Annotated in this window: 16 protein-coding genes and 2 pseudogenes; all 18 read left to right on the top strand. The window is 52.9% G+C overall.

Annotated features, from left to right (window positions below; all coding sequences use genetic code 11):
* Positions 1 to 12: 12 nt before the first annotated feature.
* The gene (gene tssK / locus C3406_RS08630; RefSeq protein ID WP_103822207.1) at positions 13 to 1,353 is read left to right on the top strand and encodes a type VI secretion system baseplate subunit TssK; all 1,341 of its coding nucleotides are present in this window, start codon (positions 13 to 15) and stop codon (positions 1,351 to 1,353) included.
* Positions 1,350 to 2,021, top strand: coding sequence for a type VI secretion system protein TssL, short form (gene tssL, locus C3406_RS08635; protein ID WP_103822206.1), 672 nt, complete (start codon positions 1,350 to 1,352; stop codon positions 2,019 to 2,021). The genes tssK and tssL overlap by 4 nt, the downstream gene beginning before the upstream one ends.
* The gene (locus C3406_RS08640; protein ID WP_103822205.1) at positions 2,021 to 3,694 is read left to right on the top strand and encodes an OmpA family protein; all 1,674 of its coding nucleotides are present in this window, start codon (positions 2,021 to 2,023) and stop codon (positions 3,692 to 3,694) included. Before tssL ends, C3406_RS08640 begins: the two co-directional genes overlap by 1 nt.
* Positions 3,695 to 3,699: 5 nt before the next feature.
* Positions 3,700 to 4,191: a type VI secretion system effector Hcp gene (gene hcp, locus C3406_RS08645; protein WP_103822204.1), complete on the top strand. Its 492-nt coding sequence runs from the start codon at positions 3,700 to 3,702 to the stop codon at positions 4,189 to 4,191.
* Positions 4,192 to 4,359: 168 nt separating this feature from the next.
* On the top strand, positions 4,360 to 7,011 hold the full coding sequence (tssH, locus tag C3406_RS08650; protein WP_103822203.1) for a type VI secretion system ATPase TssH: 2,652 nt from the start codon (positions 4,360 to 4,362) through the stop codon (positions 7,009 to 7,011).
* Positions 7,008 to 9,365, top strand: coding sequence for a type VI secretion system Vgr family protein (locus tag C3406_RS08655; RefSeq protein ID WP_103822202.1), 2,358 nt, complete (start codon positions 7,008 to 7,010; stop codon positions 9,363 to 9,365). The genes tssH and C3406_RS08655 overlap by 4 nt, the downstream gene beginning before the upstream one ends.
* A gap of 172 nt (positions 9,366 to 9,537) precedes the next feature.
* Positions 9,538 to 10,077, top strand: a complete 540-nt coding sequence (locus C3406_RS08660) for a DUF3828 domain-containing protein (RefSeq protein ID WP_103822201.1) — start codon at positions 9,538 to 9,540, stop codon at positions 10,075 to 10,077.
* 13 nt (positions 10,078 to 10,090) lie between these two features.
* A complete protein-coding gene (locus C3406_RS08665; RefSeq protein ID WP_103822200.1) occupies positions 10,091 to 12,721 on the top strand; it encodes a glycoside hydrolase family 73 protein in 2,631 nt (876 codons plus the stop codon).
* Positions 12,718 to 13,323 (top strand): hypothetical protein, encoded by a 606-nt coding sequence (locus C3406_RS08670; RefSeq protein WP_103822199.1) that lies wholly within the window; start codon positions 12,718 to 12,720, stop codon positions 13,321 to 13,323. Before C3406_RS08665 ends, C3406_RS08670 begins: the two co-directional genes overlap by 4 nt.
* 187 nt (positions 13,324 to 13,510) lie before the next feature.
* Positions 13,511 to 13,909 (top strand): hypothetical protein, encoded by a 399-nt coding sequence (locus C3406_RS08675; RefSeq protein WP_103822198.1) that lies wholly within the window; start codon positions 13,511 to 13,513, stop codon positions 13,907 to 13,909.
* A gap of 255 nt (positions 13,910 to 14,164) precedes the next feature.
* Positions 14,165 to 14,428, top strand: a complete 264-nt coding sequence (locus C3406_RS08680; RefSeq protein WP_032418592.1) for a PAAR domain-containing protein — start codon at positions 14,165 to 14,167, stop codon at positions 14,426 to 14,428.
* Positions 14,429 to 14,430: 2 nt separating this feature from the next.
* The gene (locus tag C3406_RS08685) at positions 14,431 to 15,639 is read left to right on the top strand and encodes a hypothetical protein (protein WP_103822197.1); all 1,209 of its coding nucleotides are present in this window, start codon (positions 14,431 to 14,433) and stop codon (positions 15,637 to 15,639) included.
* Positions 15,632 to 19,003, top strand: a complete 3,372-nt coding sequence (locus tag C3406_RS08690) for an ImcF-related family protein (protein ID WP_103822196.1) — start codon at positions 15,632 to 15,634, stop codon at positions 19,001 to 19,003. The genes C3406_RS08685 and C3406_RS08690 overlap by 8 nt, the downstream gene beginning before the upstream one ends.
* A 344-nt stretch (positions 19,004 to 19,347) precedes the next feature.
* Positions 19,348 to 19,608 (top strand): hypothetical protein, encoded by a 261-nt coding sequence (locus C3406_RS08695; RefSeq protein ID WP_103822195.1) that lies wholly within the window; start codon positions 19,348 to 19,350, stop codon positions 19,606 to 19,608.
* Between the two features lie 15 nt (positions 19,609 to 19,623).
* Positions 19,624 to 19,896 (top strand): annotated as a pseudogene (locus C3406_RS26810) (AcrVA2 family anti-CRISPR protein); the annotation flags it as partial.
* A 125-nt stretch (positions 19,897 to 20,021) separates the two neighbouring features.
* Positions 20,022 to 21,629 (top strand): type VI secretion system protein TssA, encoded by a 1,608-nt coding sequence (gene tssA, locus C3406_RS08700; protein WP_103822194.1) that lies wholly within the window; start codon positions 20,022 to 20,024, stop codon positions 21,627 to 21,629.
* 33 nt (positions 21,630 to 21,662) lie between these two features.
* Entirely contained in the window at positions 21,663 to 23,432 is a 1,770-nt protein-coding gene (gene tssF, locus C3406_RS08705; protein WP_103822193.1) for a type VI secretion system baseplate subunit TssF, read from the top strand.
* Positions 23,396 to 24,475, top strand: a pseudogene (gene tssG / locus C3406_RS08710) (type VI secretion system baseplate subunit TssG); the annotation flags it as partial. The gene tssF and the pseudogene tssG, both read left to right, overlap by 37 nt.
* Between the last annotated feature and the right edge of the window lie 16 nt (positions 24,476 to 24,491).

Here is a 24,491-nt window from a genome sequence, read left to right on the forward strand (position 1 = left end):
GCGGGAGCAGGGATGAAAATTTATCGTCCGCTGTGGAACGAGGGGGCGCTGTTGTCCCCTCAGCAATTCCAGCAACAGTCAGAATGGGAAACTTTCCGCAGCACAGGCGTTGCGGCGCTCGCCACGACGTTTTCGTGGGGCGTGGAGCGGGTTGAATTTGATGACAGGCTGCTGGGCACAGGCCTGATCCAGATTACACAACTGCGGCTCTGGCTGCCCGATGGTACGTTGGTAGATACAGCCGTCAGCGATCTGCCACCTGAACCGCGCGAGCTGGAGCTGGCGCAGCAGGCCGAGGCGGTCACGGTAGTGATTGCCCTGCCACTCATGCAGTCCGGGCTGAATAACGTGCAGCAGGACTCGGCGATGGCCGATCGGCCGCTTCGCTACCGCGAAGAGTGGGTCAATGTTCAGGATGCTTTTGGCAGCGAGGAAGAATCCGTCGCTGTCGCCCGCTTTAATCTGGCGATACGTTTTGAACACGAAGATAACGCGTCGTGGCAGTGCTGCCCCGTTGCGCGTTTGATTCGCGATGGACAAGGATGGCGTCAGGACCCGTCATTTATACCGCCAATGGCATTGTTCTCTGCAAGCCCGACGATGCGTGAAAGACTGGTGTTATTGAACCGTCAGCTTCGTTCCCGTCGTCAGCGTTTGATGTCCATGCGACGTGAAAGCAATGAGCGACTGGCCGATTTTGCTGTGGCAGACGTCTCTCTTTTCTGGCTGCTCAATGCGCTGAACTCTCATGCGCGGGTACTGACAGAATTCGAACGTTTTCCAGCCCGCCCTCCGGAACAGGTTTGGGCGGAACTCGCGAGGCTGGCTGGCAGCATGTTGACGTTTTCTCTCGACAGCGACCTGGACGCCATTCCCGGCTATGACCATACCGAACCAGAAAAAACGTTTCCCCCACTGTTTGAACTAATTACTGGATTGCTGGAAGCCAGTCTGCCGTCCCGTGTTATCGCGCTGGACATGCTTCGACCGGACGAGCAGACCTGGAAAGCCTCGCTGCACGATATTCGTCTGCGCGAAGAAGCTGATCTCTATTTGTCTGTCAGGTCTGACGTTCCCGCTTGGCAGCTGGCGGAGAGATTCCCTGCATTATGTAAGGCAGGTTCACCGGATGATGTGAATGCTATTTCCACCGTCGCACTGCGGGGGATCCCGCTTATTGCCGTCAACCGCGTTCCGGCAGCGCTGCCGGTGCGGATGGAAAACCAGTATTTCGCGCTGGACATGGAGAGTGCTGCGGCCGGAAACATGCTGGAGCAGGGCGTTTGCATGTTCTACGTGCCAGCTTTGTTGGGTCGGCTTGAGCTTGAACTGTTTGCGGTACTGCGATCATGAGAAAAGACATTGATATTGATGAACTGATGGCGGAAACCTGGCTGACCGTCACTATGCTCAAAAACGGCGCAATAACGTCCGACGGTAATGTGCTCTACGACACCTGCTGCAAACACGTGGAAAGCGTGCGCGAGGCGCTGGATCGTGCCGGATACGACGAGGTCAGTATTGAGCATATTTCCTATGCACAATGTGCGTTGCTTGACGAAGTGGTAATGAGCAGAACGCCGCGTGAGGGCGACGATGTCGAGGCAGGTCAGGCTGCCTGGCGAAAAGCGCCGCTGCAGGCGCGATATTTTGGTTCGCTATACGCAGGGGAAGCTCTCTGGGATCGTATCGCTGAAATATTACGCCAGCCTGCGCCGGTTATGGCTGTTCTGATCTGTTACCACCGGGTAATAGCACTGGGGTTCCGCGGATTGTATAGCCGTTCAGTCAGCCAGTTACAGCGTGAAGAAGTGATTAACGCGCTTGCTGAGCGAGTCCCGCCTCTGGATGCAGACATCTCGCTGGTGGTGCGTGGGGCCGGCAAGCATCGCTATAGCCTGCTGCGCTCCGTTTGGTTCTGGATTGCTGCGGCTATTGTGGTCACTGGCATTGTGTGGTGGGGAGGGAACCTCTGGCTCCAGGCTCTGTTGTCAGAGCAATTACCGGAGTTGTCTCACTAATGCGTAAATCAGCCCTGGTATCTCTGACCTTTCACGTTCTGGTGGGTGTCGCGGCACTTTTATGGCTGCTGTGGGGATTTATTCCTGTAGGTACGCTGTTTAAAGGCGTGATAACGCTGTGCATTGCTGCGCTGGCGATCTGGCTGGTCTGCTTAAAAAGCAGCACTGGCAAGATGATAGCCGAGGATGAAGCATTTCTCTGTGAGCTGCCTGTGTTTGATGCCGGAGGTCCTGTTGTTCTCGTCTGCGGGGATGAACTGGACGCATTATTTTCTGGACAAACAATGCGCAAAACCGCACAGGGCTGGTGGTTTCGGGTTAATGACGTCAACAGGCTAAGCGACGTTGTTCGCGGCATTCATGAACAACAGCCGCGTCAGCTCGGACAACTTTCTGTTATGTATTCCTGCCAGCCCGACAAACATCAGGATGAAGCCGTGTTGCGCGCGTCACTGAAAACGTTGCGCCAGCAAATGAAGCAACTTAATCAGATTGCCGGATTTTCTGTGCCGGTGATGCTGAATGGTGAGTTTTCCGGCCCAGAAACCCCATGGATTGTTGTGCGCGGCGACAAATCAGTTGTTTATCCGGTTGATGATACGCCACAGGCTTTGGATGACTGGCAACAAGAAAATCCTTTGGTGCTGATGCCAGTCATTCGGGAAGCTTTTACTTTTATGCGCATCATTCTGATGGATGAACTGGCAAAAGACGATCGGCTGTTTCCGGCGGTTCATCCGTTTGCTGTCCTTTTAAGAAGTGGTAAGGCATCTGCTGACGCGGCTTCACTGTGGTCGCACCACTTGTATCGCATGACGCATCTGATTTTACCGCAGGCAGTCGGAGCTGCGAAAGCATCAGGACGTTTTCCTGATGCGGTGTTACCGATGCTGGCGCCTTACTGTGCTCCCATGCAGGGTGGGCAGCGCACTCGTCGTCTCGCCTTATGGATTCTGGTATGTGTTCTGATTGCATTGGCTTTTTCTGCTCTGAATAACGCGGCGTTGATTCGCCACGTCGGAACGGATTTGCAGCGCTGGTATGACATTCCTATGAATCATTATGAGCCCAAGGCGCAGTCCCTCGCGGCGCTGAAACAGGATGCTCTTCTGCTGGAGCGCTGGCAGCGACAGGGGGAACCCCTCCGGTATGCACTGGGTTATTACCCTGGCCAGCGTTTATGGCTGGCGTTACAGAAGGCCATTGACACGTATGTGCCCCCTTTGGCACCTGAGCCAGAGCCACAACCAAAAATCATCCGCCTCGACAGCATGTCTCTGTTTGACACTGGCAAATGGGCGCTGAAACCCGGCTCTACCAGGCTACTAGTGAACTCGCTGGTCGGTATTAAGGCGAAGCCCGGCTGGCTGATCGTGGTGGCGGGCCATACCGACAGCGTGGGCGATGAAAAATCCAATCAGGCGCTTTCAATGAAACGCGCCGAATCTGTTCGCGACTGGATGCGCGACACCGGCGACGTGCCGGAGAGCTGTTTTGCGGTGCAGGGCTACGGCGAAAGCCGACCCGTCGCCACCAACGACACTACGGAAGGCCGCGCGCTTAACCGCCGTGTCGAAATCAGTCTGGTACCGCAGGCAAATGCCTGTCAGTTACCGGGCAACACCCCTGCGTCATCTCAGGATGATGACGTATCAAAAAATGAAATGGAGTAATTAATATGGCAATTCCAGTTTATCTGTGGCTGAAGGATGACGGCGGCGCGGACATTAAAGGTTCCGTAGACGTGAAGGAACGTGAAGGCAGCATCGAGGTGGTGGCGCAGGAGCACAACCTGTACATCCCGACCGATAACAACACTGGCAAGCTGACCGGCACGCGTATCCACACCCCGTTCCTGTTCACCAAGGAAATCGACTCCTCCAGCCCGTACCTGTACAAGGCGGTGACCACTGGTCAGACCCTAAAGTCTGCGGAATTCAAGTGGTACAAAATCAACGATGCGGGTCAGGAAGTGGAGTACTTCAACACGAAACTTGAGAACGTGAAGGTGGTGAAGGTCAACCCGCTGATGCATGACATCAAGGATCCCTCCAAAGAGAAGCACAACCATCTGGAACAGATTGAGCTGCGCTACGAAAAAATCACCTGGACCTATAAAGACGGCAACATCATTCATTCCGATTCCTGGAATGAACGCGCTACCGCCTGATTCCCTGAGCAGACGGCTATCCGTCTGCTTTTTTTGCTGAATACCTGGCCCTCCGGGTATTCAGCAAAAAAACACAATCTGCCTGCCTGACCTTGTGCGCTTTGGGTTCCTTAAATGAGGAAAAGCGACGGGCGGTAGCGTGTCCGGAACTGATAAAGAGAGAATCTCATGGAAAATCCAGCCATCCTGTTACGCCGTCTTAATCCTTATTGTGCCCGTGCGATGGAGGGCGCTGCCTCCCTGTGCCAGACGCGCGCGCACGCGGAAATCCTGCCGGAGCACTGGCTGCTGAAACTGCTGGAGCAGGGCGAGGGCGATCTCACGGTACTGGCGCGCCGTTATGAGTGGGATATGGACGCCATCTGGCAGGATTTGCTGGGGTTCATGGATTCGCTGCCACGCTCAGTGCGCAGCCGTCCGCAGCTTTCGGACGCGGTGCAGTCGTTAATGCAGGATGCCTGGCTGCGCGCCTCGCTGGCAGGGGAGGAACACATTCGCAGCATTCACCTGCTGATGGCGCTGGTGGAAAAACAGAGCCTGGCCCGCTGCGATGGTCTGTGGCCGCTGTTAACGCTGGCCCAGAGCCAGCTGGAGCGTTTACGTCCGTTGCTGGATGCGCAGTCGGACGAGCGTCCGGAGGTGCAGCAGGAGGCTGAGATGACGCAGGGCGGTGAGGTGGAATTTGTCGGCCGGCCGGTTGATGCCGGTGTAAAAGAAGGGGAACTGAATCCGGCCCTGCAGAACGCGCTGGATAAGTTCACCCTCGACGTCACCGCCCGCGCTCGCGAGGGTAAAATCGACCCGGTGTTTGGCCGGGATAATGAAATCCGCCAGATGGTGGACATTCTCTCAAGACGCCGCAAGAACAACCCGATTCTGGTGGGCGAGCCGGGTGTCGGGAAGACCGCGCTGGTGGAGGGGCTGGCGCTGCGCATTGCGGAAGGCAATGTGCCGGATGCGCTTAAACCTGTCTCCGTGCGCACCCTTGACCTTGGCCTGCTGCAGGCGGGGGCGAGTGTGAAGGGTGAGTTCGAACAGCGTCTGAAAAACATCATAGACGCGGTGCAGCAGTCGCCACTGCCGGTTCTCCTTTTCATTGACGAGGCCCACACCATTATCGGCGCAGGCAATCAGGCGGGCGGGGCGGATGCAGCCAACCTGCTGAAACCGGCCCTGGCTCGCGGTGAACTGCGCACCATCGCCGCCACCACCTGGAGCGAGTACAAGCAGTACTTCGAGCGCGACGCTGCACTGGAGCGCCGCTTCCAGATGGTTAAGGTTGACGAACCGGACGACGACACCGCCTGCCTGATGCTTCGGGGGCTAAAATCCCGCTATGCACAGCACCACGGGGTGCACATTACGGATGAGGCGGTGAAGGCTGCTGTCACTCTCTCCAGGCGTTACCTCACCGGCCGTCAACTGCCGGACAAGGCGGTGGACCTGCTGGACACCGCCTCGGCGCGTATTCGCATGAGCCTTGACACTGTGCCGGAACCGCTAACCCGGATGAAGGCGCAGCTCACGGCCCTGGCGATGGAAAAGCAGGCGCTGCTGGAGGATATGGCGGTGGGTAACGCCACCCACGGAGAGCGCCTGGCCGCCATCGAACAGGACGAAATCAACATTATCCTGCAACTCGACGCGCTGGAAACGCAGTACGGCCAGGAGCTGAAACTTACAGAAGAACTGCTCGCCTGCCGCGCGGATATCTCGCGACAGGCGGAGATTGCAGACCTGCAACAGCAACTGAGAGAGGTTCAGCAGGGTAACCCGTTGCTTGGGCTGGACGTGGACACGCGTACTGTCGCCACGGTGATTGCCGACTGGACCGGGGTGCCGCTTTCATCATTAATGAAGGACGAGCAGACCGAACTGCTGAGTCTGGAAGCCAGTTTGAGCAAACGTGTGGTGGGCCAGGATGCGGCGCTGAACGCTATTGCGCAGCGCCTGCGCGCCTCAAAAACAGGTCTTGCGCCGGAGAACGGCCCGCAGGGGGTGTTCCTGCTGACCGGACCAAGCGGCACCGGCAAAACCGAAACCGCGCTGGCGCTTGCCGATGAACTGTTCGGCGGCGAGAAATCTCTTATCACCATCAATCTTTCCGAATACCAGGAGCCGCACACCGTCTCCCAGCTCAAGGGGTCGCCTCCGGGCTACGTCGGCTACGGCCAGGGCGGCATTCTCACCGAAGCGGTACGCAAGCGCCCATACAGCGTGGTGCTGCTGGATGAAGTGGAAAAGGCGCACCGGGATGTGATGAACCTGTTCTACCAGGTGTTCGACCGCGGCTTTATGCGCGACGGCGAGGGGCGGGAAATTGACTTCCGCAACACGGTGATACTGATGACCTCCAACCTCGGCAGCGACCACATCATGCAGATGCTGGACGAACAGCCGGAAGCCACCGAAGGTGACCTGCACGAACTGCTGCGCCCGATTTTACGCGACCACTTTCAGCCAGCCCTACTGGCCCGCTTCCAGACCGTGATTTACCGTCCGCTGGCACAAGCCGCCATGCGCAGCATCGTCGGTATGAAGCTGGCACAGGTGAGCACACGTCTGCAACGACACTACGGAATGACGACAGAGATCGGCGAAAGCCTGTATGACGCGTTGACCGCCGCCTGCCTGCTGCCGGACACCGGGGCGCGCAATATCGACAGCCTGCTTAACCAGCAAATCCTGCCGGTACTGAGCCAGCAGTTGCTGACGCATATAGCGGTAGGACAAAAGCCGCAGCACCTGACGATGGGCTGGGATGAAGAGGGGGGGATTGTGCTGGAGTTTGACAGTACGAATAAAGGAATGCAGCCATGAGTGATTTATTGATAAACGATTCGGCGAACCTGGTACAGCAACTCTCAGGTCAGTCCCGTTACCGGCTGGATATTCATAACTGCGCTGAATTTCTTGATGTGCTGAAATTCAGTTCGGTCGAGTCCCTCAGCAAACCCTGGCGGTATGATATCTCCGTGACTTGCGCATCACCGGATATCGCATGTGATTCTGTACTGTTAAAACCCGCATCCTTTACGTTTCAGACCCCTGTGTATGACGGCATGCCGGCTGTTCCTGTTCGTAATGTTTATGGTGTGGTGACATCGTTTGAACGCATTTCCACCTCGAAAGAGGACACCGTTTACGCCCTGGCGCTGGTGCCGCGTATCGCCCTGTTAGGCCATACGAAGGGCTGCGATATTTTCCTTAACCAGTCCGTGACGGAAGTTGTGGAAAAGGTGCTACGTAAGCATGGGCTGGAAGGGGCAGACTTTGAGTTCCGTCTGTCCCGGGAGTATCCGGCGCGGGAACTGATCACCCAGTGGCGGGAAACCGATCTGGAGTTTATCCAGCGTTTGCTGGCCGAAGTGGGTATTTTCTGGCGTTTCGAAATGGACAGCCGCCTTGAGCAGGATGTCATCATCTTTCAGGACTCTCAGGAACAGTACCAGTTTGGCGTGACCATCCCGTTACGTAATCCAGCCGGAATGAGTGACAGTGGTAAGGAGAGTGTCTGGGACATTCACACCGCGTACCACGTTGTCAGCGGCGGGGTAACAACCCGAGATTACAACTACCGGGAAGCGCTGACGCCACAGGATAGCACGGTAAGCATCAGCGGGCAGGAAGGTATCACAACGGGTGAAACTTACCACTACGCAGAGCCATTTCTAACAGCAGGTGATACGGATAGTCCGGAGACCGGCGCGTTCTTTGCCCGACTGCGCCACGAGCGCATTTTGAATGAGCAGTATACCGTGAGCGGGCATACCTCCAGTCCCCATCTGGCGCCAGGCCAGGTGCTGGAAAGCGATGCACGGTTACCAGCAGTGGTGAAGGATGGGATTGTTATCACCGCGGTAAATGCCAGCGGCTCGCGTGAGGACAGCTTCAGGATGACATTCCAGGGTATCCCGTACAGCGAAAATGTCTGTTTCCGTCCGCAGCAGTTTAACCGTCCGGTTATTTCCGGCTCGCTACCGGCGCGGGTTGAGAGCACACAAAAAGATGACACCTACGCCTGGCTCGACTCACAGGGGCGTTACCGGGTGAAGCTGGACTTTGACCGTAACAGCACCGAACAGGGCTATGCCTATTTGTGGCTGCGGTTGGCAAAACCGTATGCCGGAGATACCTACGGCTGGCATGCGCCGCTGCTTGACGGCACGGAAGTGGCGGTGATGTTTGATAGCGGTGACCCTGACCGGCCGTATATCGCATATGCTTTGCATGATTCTGAACATCCTGACCATGTCACCAGCGACAACCACACGCGCAATGTCCTGCGTACCCCGGCCAATAACAAACTGCGGCTGGAAGATAAGCGTGGTGAGGAGCATATTAAGCTCGCCACGGAGTACGGCAAAAGCCAGCTCAATTTAGGCCATCTGGTTGATGCGCAGCGGGAACGCCGAGGTACCGGCTTTGAACTGCGCACGGATGAATTTGGTGCGATCCGTGCAGCAAAAGGAATTTTTCTGACCGCGCATGGACAGGCCAAAGCGCAGGAACCGGTGCTGGAAATGGCTCCAGCGATTAACCAGATTAACCAGGCCAACCGCCAGATGCAGGCGCTGAACAGCGCTGCCGAAGCCGCCGGAGCGCTGGTCTGTGACATCAATACCCAGATTAGTCTTGTAACCGACAAAATCAAACATCTCCAGTCTGCGGTCCTGCTGGGTAGCGCTCCACAGGGGATTGCACTGACCTCAGGTGAACACCTTCAGATCAGCAGTACCCGCAACACCATGATCAATGCAGGTCAGCATCTTGATATCGGTGCGATGAAGAATTTGTCCGTGACGGTAGAAAAGGCCCTCGGTCTGTTTGTACATAAAGAAGGGGCGAAACTGGTCGCCAACCAGGGTGACATCGAAATTCAGGCTCAGCACAACACGATGGCCCTGTTTTCTGAAAAGCAACTGACGGTGACCAGCAGTGAAGACGAAATTGTTATCAGCACCCCCGAAACGCTGACGCTGAACGGTGGCGGGTCTTACCTGCGGCTGAGTAAGAACGGTATTGAGCATGGTTCATTTGGTGAGTTCATTATGAAAACTTCGGACTATCTTGTACCGAGTGCCGGTGCAAATCTACCCATTGAAACACCCAATTTCAGCCTTACGGATATCATTCAGGAAAACAAAATGAGCAGCAAGTCTTTTAATGATTGAAATAAAAGATAGTAAACAGAGAATATGTACTGTGATATAGAATTTCAAAAATTTATTGCTGTTATTGCTTTGAGTTTTTGCGATTTTTTCAAACAAGCACATGCTGCAGTTGTTGCGATGGGAAATGAAATGGATTTTGAAAGCTGCAAATTTTAACGGCTGAGAATTTAAAATGAAATTATCAAACAATAATATATTTTATAAATTTATTTATGCACTCCTCTTTACTTGCTCTCATTTAGCTTTTGCTGCTGAACCAACAAGCCCGGAAGATATTGTACATGACTTTTACTCAGAGTATCTTAAAGATGACTCGAAGAATAATGATGCTTTGATCAAAAAATACGTCTCTAACCAACTAATACACAGCATTAGCGATTCTACAATGTGTAATTATGATTCAGACGATTCGATGTCTTTATCAGAATTACAAAAAAAATGCTCACATAAACACAAGTGCAAACAGTATAAAGGGAACTATGTTTGTGACTGGTACGGTGTTTGGATTGAGTCTGACGTTAATTATTTTACAAAGTCTCAAGATATATACCCCTCCTGGAAGTTGAACATTAAGACCCACACTATTACGGAAAATGGAAGCAAGTCGGTGGTTGGGGTTGTTCTGGGGGATGATTCTGAACCTAAAAAAATACTCAGAGTTTCCCTTAATAAAATCAACACTGGCTGGAAAATCATCAGCGTAACGGAATAAAAAGGCTGAATCCATGTGGAATAATCGTGCATCAGTTAGTTATATAAATAGTCATGTTGAATCAAAAAGTCATGGGAAATGCGCTGCATATGTTAGAAGGGCTGTAGAGGCTGGAGGTGTCAAAATTAAGATTCCGCCGCCAAGGATCGGCGGCTCCGCGTCAGCATGTGATTACGGCCCATCTTTTGAAGCCGTAGGTTTTAAACCTGTTTATTCTTATACAGGTTCAGGCCCTACAGACACAGCAGCTATACCCGGACAACAAGTAGGTGATGTTGTTGTCATCCAACCTATTGACGGGCATCCTCATGGACACATTGCTTTATTTAATGGTACGCACTGGATTTCAGACTTCATACAACTTAGAGGATTTTATCCTGGGCAGCAATATCGAAATATAAAACCCGCATATATTCTTTATCGTTACTCTGAAGATACTGCTTCTGATAGTAATATTGACAGGAAAAAACAGCCTATCAAAATTGTCTGGCCGATCCCCTCTAATAACCGGGGAAATGAATTTAGTAACCTGGAAGACATTCTCTCCCATTTAGCGGGGGAGTCAACCGGACAATACGCGATTGGCCGTAGCGGGATGTGGCATGGCGGTATACATATCACACATGCAACGACGCCATGGTGTGCTCTCAGTGGCAAAGCACCTCTGGAGGCATTTGATTTCCCGGTTGCTTTTAAAGGCGAGCAGGCTATACGTTGCATGGCTGATGGGGAAGTCGTTGCTTATCGTGTCTGCAAGGATTATCTGACGCTAGGCTGGGAATCTGGTCCACTAAGTTTTTCGGGGTCATTTGTCCTGGTAAAACACTATATTCAACCAGGTGAGAAAGAGTCCAGCGGACTACATTTCTACACCTTCTATATGCATCTTGCACCGTATTCAGCCTATGAAAGTGCGAAAAAAATCCACTGGATAACTCAGGATACGCTCTCTGGATATTCAGAAGCCGACTGGTTGATTATGGATTTGAGCCGCAGCGACCAGAGGCCAGCGAGTGCAGGCAATGTAAACAAAGGGACTCCTGTTACCTGGGATGCCTCAAATACTTCCCTCACCGCCACCCAAGGGGGACGTACTTATGTACTGGCGACCCTGAACGCGGATAGCGGAAAACTGAAATCGGGCCAAAGAGTCTGGATGCTGGTCGACAATAACAATATTAAACCAGCGCCAGGAAGTGGCCCTGGCTGGTGGGATTATTTGGCTCCACCAGCAAAAGAAGTCATGGTACTCGATAAAACAGTTAGTCTCAGTTCACCGCTCCCTATTAAGGCTGGTGACGCGATTGGGCACATGGGCTACTATCAGGCACCAAAGGATGGTGGTTATGAGGCACGATACCAGGTACATATCGAATGTACCAGCATGGATGATAATCTGGAGAAATTCCTGACCAACCCAGAAAAAGTGGGGGAGAAAAACCCGCTCTGGCTGAAGTATTCTCCTGGCCTTGCTCTGTACACAAAAGATGTCGCGAAAGGCACCTTCTCAAAGGGCTCGACGTCGACAACGCGGACAGGCATTCTTCCGTTGAGCAAAGTCACAACTGAAACGGATAAATCAACAAAACAAGAATACTGGCAGCTACGGCCAGAGAATGCCTACGTCCCCAAAGGCCAGGCAGAGCCTCAACTGTTGTCACAGTATGATCTGGCAAAGTTGGGTTTCAGGACTGAAACCGCTGAACCAACCAGCTTTGATTACCTGGATGGGAAAAACCAGCCTATTGGGTTCTTCCGCAGTCTTATCAACGCACTTTACGAGGCAGCGACCGGTGATACCCGAACCAGCCATGCACTGGTGAAGCATAATTATCAGGGCCTTCTTGATAAAATTGACAGTGGAAGCGACCGTTACTCTCCAATGGAATACTGGAGAGCACTTCATAATCCTGACTATCGTGACGTCATTCAGAAAACAATCGTAAAACATCCCAGCGACTGGTACTTCAAAAAAGGTGATTCCATCTGGCAACCATTCCTGAATGCTCTGAAGAAAGACGCTCCGGAATGGAAGAAATACAGCGAAGATTTTCTTGATAAAATGGCATGGATGCAGGATGTCACCACGGAGAAGCTAGGCCCCTCGTTATGGCATATGCATCCAATAATGTTCCTTGGTGCTCTAAAACCACGAAATGATATAGATTGGAGCAAGATGACCAAACAACAGTTTACTGATGCTGTTTATGAGGCCGCTCTTAAAGAACAAGAAAAATCAGGTATTCCTGCGGCAATAACAACTGCTCAGGCCATTGATGAATCGGGGTATGGGCGTAAGGTCCCAGTTGATTTAAACAATAAGACATATAGTTTCAATCTCTTTGGAATAAAGGCTAAAAGCGGACAGGAATTTGTTGAGATATGGACCACTGAACATATCAATGGAAGCAACATTAAAATTAAGGATAAATTTGCAGCATATAACTCTTTTGAAGACAGTATTTCCGACAGAACTAGATTCTTAACTGAAAACAAGAGATATGCCTCACTATTTGAAAGCGATGATCCTGAAAAATGGGCTCATGGTCTTCAGGATAAAGGCTATGCCACAGACCCTAATTATGCTTCAAAGTTGATTGCTATAATGAAAGGTAGTTATATGAAAAGCAGAGGTTTGAAATGATTAAGATCATGCTATCCATCTTATTATATGGTTTTTGTTGCTATTCCTATGCTACCGACTTTTGTTCGGAACTGTCCAAAACAGCCGAGAAGGAACAAGCATATGTAGATCATGCCATGAATATGTTTAAGGTTGTATCGAAAACAAGACTTTACTTCCACAGCGCACCAAGTGAACAATGCAAGATTAATAATTTATTTTTAGTTAATGGTGATGTTGTTTCAGGATACACCACTCTCAATGGATATTTGTTTGCATCATATTTCAAGAAAAATGGCGATTCGGTCGATGGATGGCTCAAACTATCAGATTTAAAAAATACCGGATATACAAGTGGTCCATCAAGTGACGAACAAACTGTTTTTAATATTATTCCAGATATCATAAAGAAGAACAAACTAACTACAGCACCTGAAGAATGTATCAACATCAGTGGAGATGACACTGACAATAAATACTACAAATTCGCTATAACCAAAAAAGTACTTGAAGAATGTAAAGACGTGCAACTCACTCCTTTTATCATCTTGGTAAAAAAAGGGACTCAAGAAACTTACACAAACCAAGGGGATGAAATAGATAAGTTTCACCCAATTGAATAAAATGCTGATTTTCATAGAGAGAAGATAATACGCCTGTATGAGTCTTAGATATGATGGAATTTACGATAGATCATTTAGGCAAACGGGCAACCTGGAGCTTACAAAACTTCACTGCACAAGAAAACCACAGAGCTGCCGTTTCGAAAATGAGGCATACTTTTGTAGATGAAATCAAAAGGGAGAGTAAATGAAGGCTTATAAAAGAATAACGGCTCTATTACTTTCGTTGTTGCCGTTGTCCATGTCCTTTGCTGCAAGCCCGGAACAGTACTACTCATATTTTACTGAGTTAGTGAGGAGTAGCAACTATCCATTTAATGAATGGAATCTAAAGCCCAACAAAGTAAAATTAATAATTGATGAAGATGATGATTCAATTATAAGGGCAAAATTAGTGGTTGATACCGATGGCACAGGCGCAATAGGATGGGTTTTATTTGACAAAAACAAAGCAGAGTTGCTTAACACAACTATCGATCCGGAAAGTCCAATTAAACTGACCTATAATAATGAATACGAAAAAGCTCAAAAATATTGTCTTTCAGGTGAGGTTATTTATCAGGTTCAAAGTAAGAAACGTGTGTAATTTTTTGCGAGAACTGACTCTGGCATGAAAAAACAAACACTTTCATTGTCAATGGAGATTATGTTAAGCGATTAGAAACGCAGGGCTCGTATACCCAAGTTTCTTATCAAACAAAGTCAGGAACTACAGTTACAGGCTGGGTTGAGTTGGCCTCATTGAGACAGATTGACTTTAAGAGCACCTGGTAAGAAACGCATATTGCAAATGTAAGGCATAGGCATCTTTCCATGGAACTCACAGATATGAGGTAAATTTATGCTTCAAATTATTCGCAAAGGCGATAAAACCACTCACGGCGGCTCAGTACTGACCGCTTCGGAAACGATGAAATTCGGTGGTATCGGCGTTGCCCGCAAAGGCGACAAAGTGTCCTGCCCGGTTCCGGGACATGGCCCTACAACCATCGTAGAAGGCAACCCTGATTACCTTGATCATGGTATCCCGGTTGCCTTTCACGGTCACAAATGTGCCTGTGGTTGCACATTGATCAGTTCATTTGCCGCAGCAAAGGTTGCCTGATTATGCCCGTCTGGCTGGATGCCATCCCTGAAAAGGCCCAAAAAATAGCGCGTCCCGGCCCCCGTCGCTGGCTGCTGTTCCTGGCGTTTATCATGCTGGGGGGTATAACACTCACGCTATGGTACTGGACATCAGAGCGAACCGGATTTGTCTTCTGGTTCACCGCACTGGGTCTTCCATTTTGCACCTGGGGGCTTATTTTCGGTTTACGCCGGTTTGCCTATAAAGCCGAACAGGTGGGGGCCGAGTCCCGGAATGTCGAGCGGGAAGCACTCATCAACAGTGAAATTCTGCGCGGTCAGCGCTGCGCCTGGATCCTCGGTACTTATATTCAGAGTCCGGCCGGAAACAATGCCGATGACCTGCTGAAGGCAATGAAAGTCGCAGCTCCCGTTATCGATTTCTATCGCCCAAGAGGATGTGACAAACCGGTCAGATACGCGGCATTACCAGAATATCAGACAGATTTAACGAAGGCCCTGAAAGCAGCGGTTAATAAATTGACCACGCGTGTAGAGGGGATAGTTAAGCCGCTTCCGCCCGAGCTGCCATGCTGGCTGATGCTGGATTGTGATAACGATCTGTATCCCCTGATTGAAGAGCAGCTTAAAGCCGATCTCTCACTCAAGACGGGCAGGATTTTTCGCCTGATGGCCGGAAAAGGGCTGGGGGCGTTTGATGCCTGGCTGGACAAGCGATGGGACAACCCTGGCATTCTGGTTGCCATCACGCTGTCGTTACCGGCGTCTCCCCGGGAAGAATATGCTGATGCTGTCTCAATGGTGGTATTGAGCAACCGCAAAGCCAATGCCTTGCCGGATGCGCTCCGCCTCCATCGCCCCGAAAGGGGAACAGAAACAACGCTCACAAAGACGCTCACCCGGGCGCTGCTCTGGTCGAAGATCCTGCCCAATGAACTCAAAGGAAGCTGGATCTCCGGTCCCACATTGACGTCGGGCAGCGGCTGGAATAATGCCTGCGAAGAGAGCGAAGTGGAATTTAGTCTTTCAGAAGACAATTCCAGTATCGATCCCGTGCTGGGATATACCGGCCATGCTGCTCCATGGCTGGCCATCACGCTTGCTAATGCTGACGTTGAACAACGAGGGGCGCAGGTTATCGCCGCACAACCCGCCGCTGATAAGGACGACATCTGGGTCGCCGTCATCACCAAAGAAGAAGTTCGCAAGGAATCGCCTAAGAATGTCTAAGGTAAAAGTCAAAACACTCATCGGCTCGGTTGTGACTGTCGCCTTTTTCCTGACAGCCATCGTGGCATTTTTGTTTTATGCCTTTCCGGAAAATGTGGCCTCAGCCACCGGCTTCGGACCGTATGACGGTCAACGAATACTCACATTCTGCGCCATTATGGTTGCCGCGATGTTTTTACTCGGCTGGCTGACAGAGAAGGCTTTCGACTTCGCCGGTAAATCCGGGTTGTATTTCCAGTGGGGCCAGAAAAAGGCTGAGAGTATCACTCCGGTGACGAACACCATTCTCAGTGAAGAAGATGACGAAGAACCGGTCTTCAGCGAAGACGCCGTGTCCGAACACCTGCGCTTTCGCTATGGGCGCCGCTGGCAGCGTAAGGTGCGAATCCTGCTGGTAATGGGGAATCCGGACGACGTCCATAAAGCAGCCCCGGGCCTGTGCCATGATCTCTGGCAGGAAGGCGACGGCAACGTGCTGATTTATGGAGGTAATGCACAGTCCCTCCCGGATGAGGTCTTCCTTTCAAAACTGAAACGCCTGCGATCCGGGCAACCGGTTGATGGCATCATTCATGTAATCAGTACCTCAGCCCTCCCGACGGATAGCGAACGGGATGCCTTCTTGCGTTGTCGCCAGAAAGCCGACCACCAGTTGGGCTGGCAGGCGCCTGTCTGGCTGTGGCTGACTGACAACGCTACTGGCGCTCAGCAGGACGAGGAAACGGCTGCGACAGGGATCATATTCGGGCCGGAAGGCACCGTGAAAGGCGCGGGTGAAGCCTTTTCTACTCTGGCTCTACACCTGCAAAAAGCTGGTATGGCACAGATACTGAATAATCCGGCTCATAACGGTCTACTTCACTTGTCCTTCCGACTGCGGCAGGAGCTGAAAGCCAGTCTGGGTGTTTTGCTCTGCGAGCTGATGCAGGGATCTGCGGCCTTGCATTTACGTGGGGTCATGTTCAGCCCTGAACTGACCGTTGCCGGAACGGTACCAAACACACACGCCGACACACCGACTTGGAAAGCCGTCATTGATGACTGTAATGCCGTCAGCGGCAGGAAGCTAGGCTTCGACTGGCTGAAGATGCTGCGGTTAATTCTGCTTTCACTGATTGTCCTGTGGGGGGCCGGTACACTGCTGTCCCTTATTGTTAACCGTACCCAAATTTATCAGGCGCAGGAAATGGCGAGGAAGGCAGCAGATACTGCAAAACCACTGGCTGAACGCCTGCACAACCAGCTTGTACTCCAGCAGGTCATTGCCCGTCTTCAAAACCGCGAGGCGACCGGTGCGCCATGGTATACCCGTTTTGGACTCAATCAGGACAGCGATACGCTCGCGGCGCTCTGGCCGTTGTATGCCCGCAACAATATCCTGCTAATGCGTGATGCCGTTGCAGCTAACCTGCAGCATCAACTGAACGCCTTCGTGCAACTTCCTCCAGCAAGTGATGCCCGCACACAGGGTACACAGCGTACTTACGATGTGCTGAAAAGTTATCTGATGATGGCCCGGCCGGACAAAGCCGATGCCGGATGGCTGGCGAAAAATATGCTAAAGGTCTGGCCGAAACGACAGGGCGTGCCGGATGGCATCTGGCAGGCGCTGGCGCCGAAACTGCTGGGTTTTTATGCTCAGAACCTCCCTTCGCATTCGGACTGGAAAATTAAGCCGGATGCTGAACTTGTCGCGACCGTGCGCCAGATCCTGCTTAAACAGATTGGCCAGCGTAACGCCGAATCCGGTCTGTATCAGGACATGCTTAAGCGTGTAGCCAGCAATTGGCCGGATTTAACGCTAGCGGATATGACCGGCGATACTGATGCCTCAACAGTGTTCAGGACGGAAGAAGTGGTGCCGGGAATGTTTACCCGCCAGGCCTGGGAAGAGCAGGTACAGGATGCCATTAACGAGGTGGTTAAAACCCGCCGGGATGAAATCGACTGGGTACTGACGGATAAGACCCACCAGCCGGGAAGCGATATCTCCCCTGAAGCACTGAAGACCCGTCTGACTGAGCGTTACTTTACTGATTTTGGCAATGCCTGGCTGAATATGGTTAACAGCATTCAGTGGCAGGAGGCGACTTCGCTGTCAGAAGCTATAGCCCAGCTCAACCTGATCGGGGATGTGCGCCGTTCGCCACTTGTTGCGCTGATGAATACCCTAAACTACCAGGGAAAAACAGGAGATAAGGACAAGGCTCTGGCGGATTCAATAGTGGATTCAGCAAAAAAACTGGTTGGCCGAAAAAGATATGCCCGACAGTTCATTGAGCAGGCGCAGGGGCCAAAAGGACCGCTGGAGGATGTTTTTGGGCCGCTGAAGGGATTCATGGAAGGAAAAGAGGGTACGGGACGTAACGGTAACCTGAGTTTCCAGTCCTGGCTTGCCCGCGTCACCCAAGTACGCCTTAAACTTCAGCAGGTTACCAGTGCGCCGGATCCGCAAGCCATGTCTCAGATGCTAGCTCAGACCGTATTTCAGGGTAAGGCTATCGATCTGACCGACACGCGTGATTACAGCAGTCTGGTCGCAGCCAGCCTGGGGCAGGAGTGGAACGGTTTCGGTCAGTCCCTGTTTGTGCAACCGTTGGATCTGGCCTGGCAACAAATACTGGCTCCGGCAGCGGGAAGCCTTAATACCCGGTGGCAGACGACCATTGTCGAACAATGGAACAAAGCCTTTGCCGGTCGCTATCCGTTTAAACCCACCGGAAGTGATGCCTCACTACCTTTGCTAGCTCAGTTCCTGCGCAGTGATTCAGGACGTATCGCTATGTTCCTGCAAACCAACCTCGGCGGCATTCTTCATCAGGAAGGGAATCGCTGGGTAGTTGACCCTTCAGCAAGCCAAGGGATGGAGGTGAACCCGGATTTCCTGCGGGCAATCAACCAACTGGCTGAATTGTCGGATATCGTTTTTGCAGAGGGGGATGCGAACGTACATTTCGAATTAATGGCGCGTCCTTCCCGTGATGTGGCCCGTATGCAGTTAACGCTTGATGAGCAAAATCTGGACTTCTTTAACCAGATGGAAAGCTGGCAAAGCTTTACCTGGCCGGGAAACACGTACTATCCAGGGGTGAGTCTCCGCTGGCGTAGTGTCAGCAGCGGGATGCAGCTTTACGCAAACAACCAAGGGAACTGGGGTTTCATTCGTCTGCTGGATATGGCCCAGAACACATCTCTTGATGCGAGCCGCACGCAGTTGGTATGGATCACCCCTGAAGGTAATCCACTGAAGTTTGTTATACGCAGCGAACTGGGCGACGGTCCGCTTGCTTTACTGAAGCTTAAGGGGTTTACGCTGCCCGACACTATCTTCAGCGTCGCCGCTGGCGCAGAAGAGCGCCAGTAACGGTGTGCGGGAAAACTCACCCTGCACTGGCTTTTGCAAAACAGGTTGAAGGCTGGTCACCAGGTATTTTCAGCGAGGTAGATAAATGGCGGGAGGCTGAATCATCGGCTCCCAGGCAATTTATGACCTTTCGGCAGTGTCGGGCATGGCTCAGTGACTGGCTGAAGCATAACCCAGCGCCAGTGGAAGGATTCTTTTGTCCCGTGATCATAAAACGTTTCCCGCCACATATCTTTTATATGACGCTTGCGGCCTGGCGAACCGGTATAACGCTCCTCCATTGCGATGAATCTCTCTTTCGGATCACGGGAGAAACCCGCCAGACCAACGCACTGACAGGATAAATGTTTCACCGCCTGTCATTTTGGGAATTCTGGCTCGATTTTACGGCTGACACAACCTTTGCTGAAGGCCAGGGTGCGCTGATGGACGCATTTTCCACCCTTGTCGATCGTGATAACCAGACGGATGCGCTGCTCGCCCTGACGCTCGCTCAGGATCCGCTTTCCCGGGAGTACGATCCGATGGAGATAGATTATCTTGCGTTAACCAATCCTGCCTCCATGGCCATCAGCCAGCAGGAAGAGGGGAGCCGTGGGCTTTAGCACGCCGTATTGCCGGTGCTGTTCTGGCTTTGCTCGGAGAGCGGCGAATGGGGAAGGGAGGGGAAACCGGTGAGACCCGCACCCAGACGTGTCGGAAAGCATCAACGTCTCATCCCGCCGGACAAGCCTGTGCAGATTTTTGCATGCGTCCGGGCCGGTTCCGCGCTCAGGCAGGCACCGCGAGCGCCGGAAGCCAGTCCCTCAGGGGACAACCCCTCCACGCCCCATCGGCGCCTTCGCCCCCATGTCAGAAAAGCCCACTGGCAAAGCTACTGGAAGGGCAAACCCACCCAGGGGGAGGAGAAAAGTATGTTGCTGAAATGGAAGCCACCGCAAATCGTCAATGGCAAGGACGACGATTCTCTGGAAGCGGTCGTGAGATTTATGAAAGAGACTAACAAACGGGAAAAAGAATGAGTTCACCGGAAGATCTGTTAACCGCCTGCGCCACAAGCCAGGAAGAAAGGCAACGCCTCATTTCTTGCGCAAATGACGCCCTGTCGCTCTGGGATAACTGGCTGCACCCGTTCACCTCCGGGGCTGAAACCGGGGACGACCCCGCATACGATGATAATTTTCAGCTGATGCGTGAAGAGATTAATAAGCTTTCAGGGACCGATTCAGCGCTGTTGTGCGAGTTGGCCCAGAAGTGTCTTTGCGAATGCGCTAAAGATATTCGTGTGGTGACCTGGTACGTACAAGCCCGACTCAGCCGCGACGGCGAAAAAGGGTTGTCCGAAGGCTTACTGCTTCTTGTCGCGATGTTGACTCGCTACGGGCAGGCATGTCATCCCCAGCGTCCCGCTGCCCGTAAAGCTGCGCTGGAGTGGCTGAACAGTGCAAAAGTTATTGATGCACTACTGTTATGGCCCGAGGTGGACAGCAACGATGCCGGTTTGACGGCTGGCGCCATAAACCTGCTTGAATCCGCCTTGGCAGACTGGCCGGAATCTGAAAAACCGTCATTTGCAGGCCTCTGTACCGCTCTTGAAAACCGCCTGGCACGCTCAGGTGGCATGGAAGCACTGGTTCCCCAGAACAGCAGCGTCCAGGAGCACAGGCGTGAAACTGCCCATTCAGATTCACCGCAACTGTCAGCAGTGAAATCGGGCCGCGATTTACTCGACCAGGCAAAGCTACTTTCCCGCTGGCTGAGCGAACAACCTCAGGGCTGGCTGGCTTCTCACCGGCTGATTAAGACTGTGCGGTGGGATACGGTCGATCAGATCCCCGCTCTCGACAGTAGCGGTCGCACCCGTCTGGTACCGCCGAAACCCGAGTATCGCGCACAACTGAAGCGACTATATCTTCAGAAAAATTGGACCGAGCTGGTTGAGCAGGCCAGCCAGATGTATTGCGAAGGGGTCAACCATTTCTGGCTCGATCTTCAGTGGTACCTCTGGCAGGGGCTCAGCTATGCCGGTCAGCCATGGGATACCTGGACAGACTGCATCCTGTTCGATCTACGGTTGCTCCTTAAACGCCTCCCAGGTCTTGAAGGGCTGGCTTGGAATGACGGTACCCCCTTTGCCGACGAAGTCACCACCGCCTGGATTGCTGAAAAAGTGAATCAAGAGGGCCTGATGTACGGCGATGAACCCGCTACCGTCGTTAATGGTCAGGCTGATGATGTGCTGCTCCTTGAGTCCGAAGCCATGGAAAAGGGAGACACGGAAGGTCCCGAAGCGGCGCTTGCCTGGCTCCAGTCCCGACCGGGAATGGACACACCACGCCATCGCTGGCTGATACGCCTGCTGATGGCCCGGGTGGCTGAGCAGTATGGCCGAAACGAAATGGCGCTTCATCTGCTTGGCGAACTGACTACCTGTGCACCACAGCTGACGCTGGGAGACTGGGAACCCGCTCTGTTGTTTGAGGTCCAGGCCCGACGCCTGAAGCTTCTGCGGATGAAAGCCAGTCGCAGCGAATCTGATAAAGCCCGTCTGATGCCCGAAATGGATACGCTGCTGGCGGGGCTGATCGCCATTGACCCGGCCCGTGCCATGGTGCTCTGTGGATAATGTTCTCTTTAATAATTTTCAGGAATGCCGTGCATGGATGATTTAACCCTGCGCTATTACGAAGCAGAGATGCGCTACCTGCGTGAAGCCGGTAAAGAATTTGCCCGGGCTCACCCGGACCGGGCAGCAATGCTTAATCTGGATAAACCCGGCGCTCGCGATCCTTATGTGGAACGCCTGTTCGAAGGTTTTGCCTTCCTGATGGGCCGTCTGCGTGAAAAGCTGGATGATGACCTGCCGGAGCTTACTGAAGGGCTGGTCAGTCTGCTGTGGCCACACTATATGCGGACCATCCCGTCGCTGGCCATCGTCGAGTTTTCGCCTGACTGGCGTAGTCTTCGTCAGGCCGAAATGCTGACTGAAGGCTTCTCCGTGCTGTCACGTCCTGTCGGGCCACATAAAACAGCCTGTCAGTACCGGACAACCCGCGATGTGCTGCTACAGCCGCTGTACCTTGCAGATGCTCGCCTGCACACGGAAACTGATGGCCGCTCTGCTATCCGTCTGCGCTTCGAATGCCCAGAAAAAGTGGATTGGCTTAAAGCCGGGATCGACAAAGTCGCCATTTTTCTTAACGCAGAGAGTCCAGTTAGCTCAGCGCTACATCTGGCATTGACCCGTCGTGTACACGCCATGTATGCCCGTCATGCCGGTACACATTCTGAACGTCATCAGTTTGACGGCTGGTGCAAACCCATGGGCTTTGACGACAATGACGGCCTTTGGAAAAAAGCCGATACAGCCTTCAGTGGTTACCAGCTGCTGCTAGAGTACTTCAGCTTCCGTCCGAAGTTTATGTTTGTTGAGCTGCGCGGTCTCGATACCATCGGGCTCACTGCGGCCAGCACCTGGTTTGAAATCGACATTGTGCTCAGTGAAGCCTGGTCATCCGATCTGCCTTTTGAGACAGAAAACTTCCGGCTGCACTGTGCACCGGTCATCAATCTCTTTACCCTGGAAGCCGACCCGCTGACCCTTAACCCGCTGGATAACGAATACCTGCTCAGGCCGCTGCGTCTTCAGGATGGACATACCGAGATTTACAGCGTCGATAATATTCATGGCGCGGTGAAGAATGGCAAACATCCCTATGTACCGTTCACCAGCTTCCGGCACCGGGGCGGTATGATGCGCCACGATGCCCCTGAACGTTATTACCACACCCGCGTGAAACGCGGCCCCTCTGGCCTGTATGACACCTGGTTAATTCTCGGGGGACGTTCGTTCGAGCTGGAGCAGCTGTCCGATAAACCGGAATCCCTCTCGATGCGAATAACCGGGACCAATGGCCAGCTTCCGCGCAAAGCGCTGGAAAGTACGCTCCTGGACAGGGTGGTCAAATCCGGCAAAGTGCCCGTCAGAGTACTGAACGTCACAGCACCGACGATGCCGCTATATCCCCCGGCAAACGACCGATTTCACTGGCGGGTGATGAGTCACCTCGGATCAAACTTCCTCAGCATGATGGACAATCCGGAAGTGCTGCGGGGTACGCTGGCGCTCTATGACTGGACCAACGATGAAATGAACCGCCGTCGGCTTGAAGCAATCGTTGCCGTGAAGCACACACTGATCCGGCGTTTTGAAAAGGGCTTTATGCTCCGGGGCGTGGACATTGAGGTCACGCTGAATATGGATAATTTTGCAGGCGAGGGCGATGTGAATCTCTTCGGGGAGATGCTGCATCGGTTCTTCGCGCTCTATGCCGATATTCACCTCTTTAACCAGCTTACGCTGGTACTGCAACCGACAGGGAAACGACTGAGATGGCGCGAGAATCACAGCCAGCATGTACCGGGCTAACGCTGGCCCTTAACAAAGATATCTGGCGGGCCAATTTCTATCGTTTTTGCCAGCTGCTGGAACAGGAAAATCCGGACGCGCCGAAACTGGGCACCACCAGCAATCCGGGCGACGATCCGGTACGATTCAGACCATGGCCTGGTATGGGATTCCCGGTCAATACCCTGAAAGCGGTTGAGACCGACGAAGACCATCCGACATTACCCCCAACGGTTCGCACGACATTTCTCGGGGTGTATGGCGTGGACTCCCCTCTGCCGACATCTTACCTGGATGACATTGCGCAGCGCCGCGAAGGACATGAGGCGGTCACCTCATTCCTGGACATTTTCAGCCACCGGATCATCACGCAGTATTACCGGATCTGGCGAAAATACGCCTATCCGGCGACCTTCGAGGCAGGTGGCCGTGACGCCACATCACAGTGTCTGCTGGGGCTGGTCGGACTCGGTATACCAGGCACGGCGGAACAGGTGGCTACACCTGTTTCCCGTTTTCTGGCCCTGCTAGGCACCATGCGATTACCCACCCGCAATGCCGAAGGTATCCGGGCCCTGGTGAGCCTGCTGGTACCGAATACCCGGGCAAGTATCACCGAACCCGATCCGGTTAAGGTCCATATCGATAATCGCAGTGGACTGGGGGCCAGAAACCGCATCCATCTTTCGCAGCGGGCTACCCTGGGTAAAACGGCAAAGGAAGCATGCAGCCGGGTACTGGTGACGCTGGAGACAGCGGATCCGGACGAGGCGGAAGGCTGGTTACCCGGTGGTGTCCTCCATACCGATTTGCTGGTCCTGTTGCGCGTCTATCTCGGCTACCGCAGTGACGCCCGATTGCGCCTCACCGTACCCGTGCGGTTGTTGCCTGAGCCCCGCCTTGGCAAAGGCAGGCGTATCCAACTGGGCCGTACCGGTTTGCTGGGTCTGAAATCGGGCAAACTCAGCAATAACCGGGAGACTCTGACCGTCAGTCTGGGCTGCTATGAAGGGCTGCAATGTTCTGCGCTACCGTCCGCTGAAGACGGAATTTATCGCTTCGATAATCACATATTCCCAC

The sequence above is a fragment of the Leclercia sp. LSNIH8 genome (assembly GCF_002920195.1).
Classification (GTDB): domain Bacteria; phylum Pseudomonadota; class Gammaproteobacteria; order Enterobacterales; family Enterobacteriaceae; genus Enterobacter.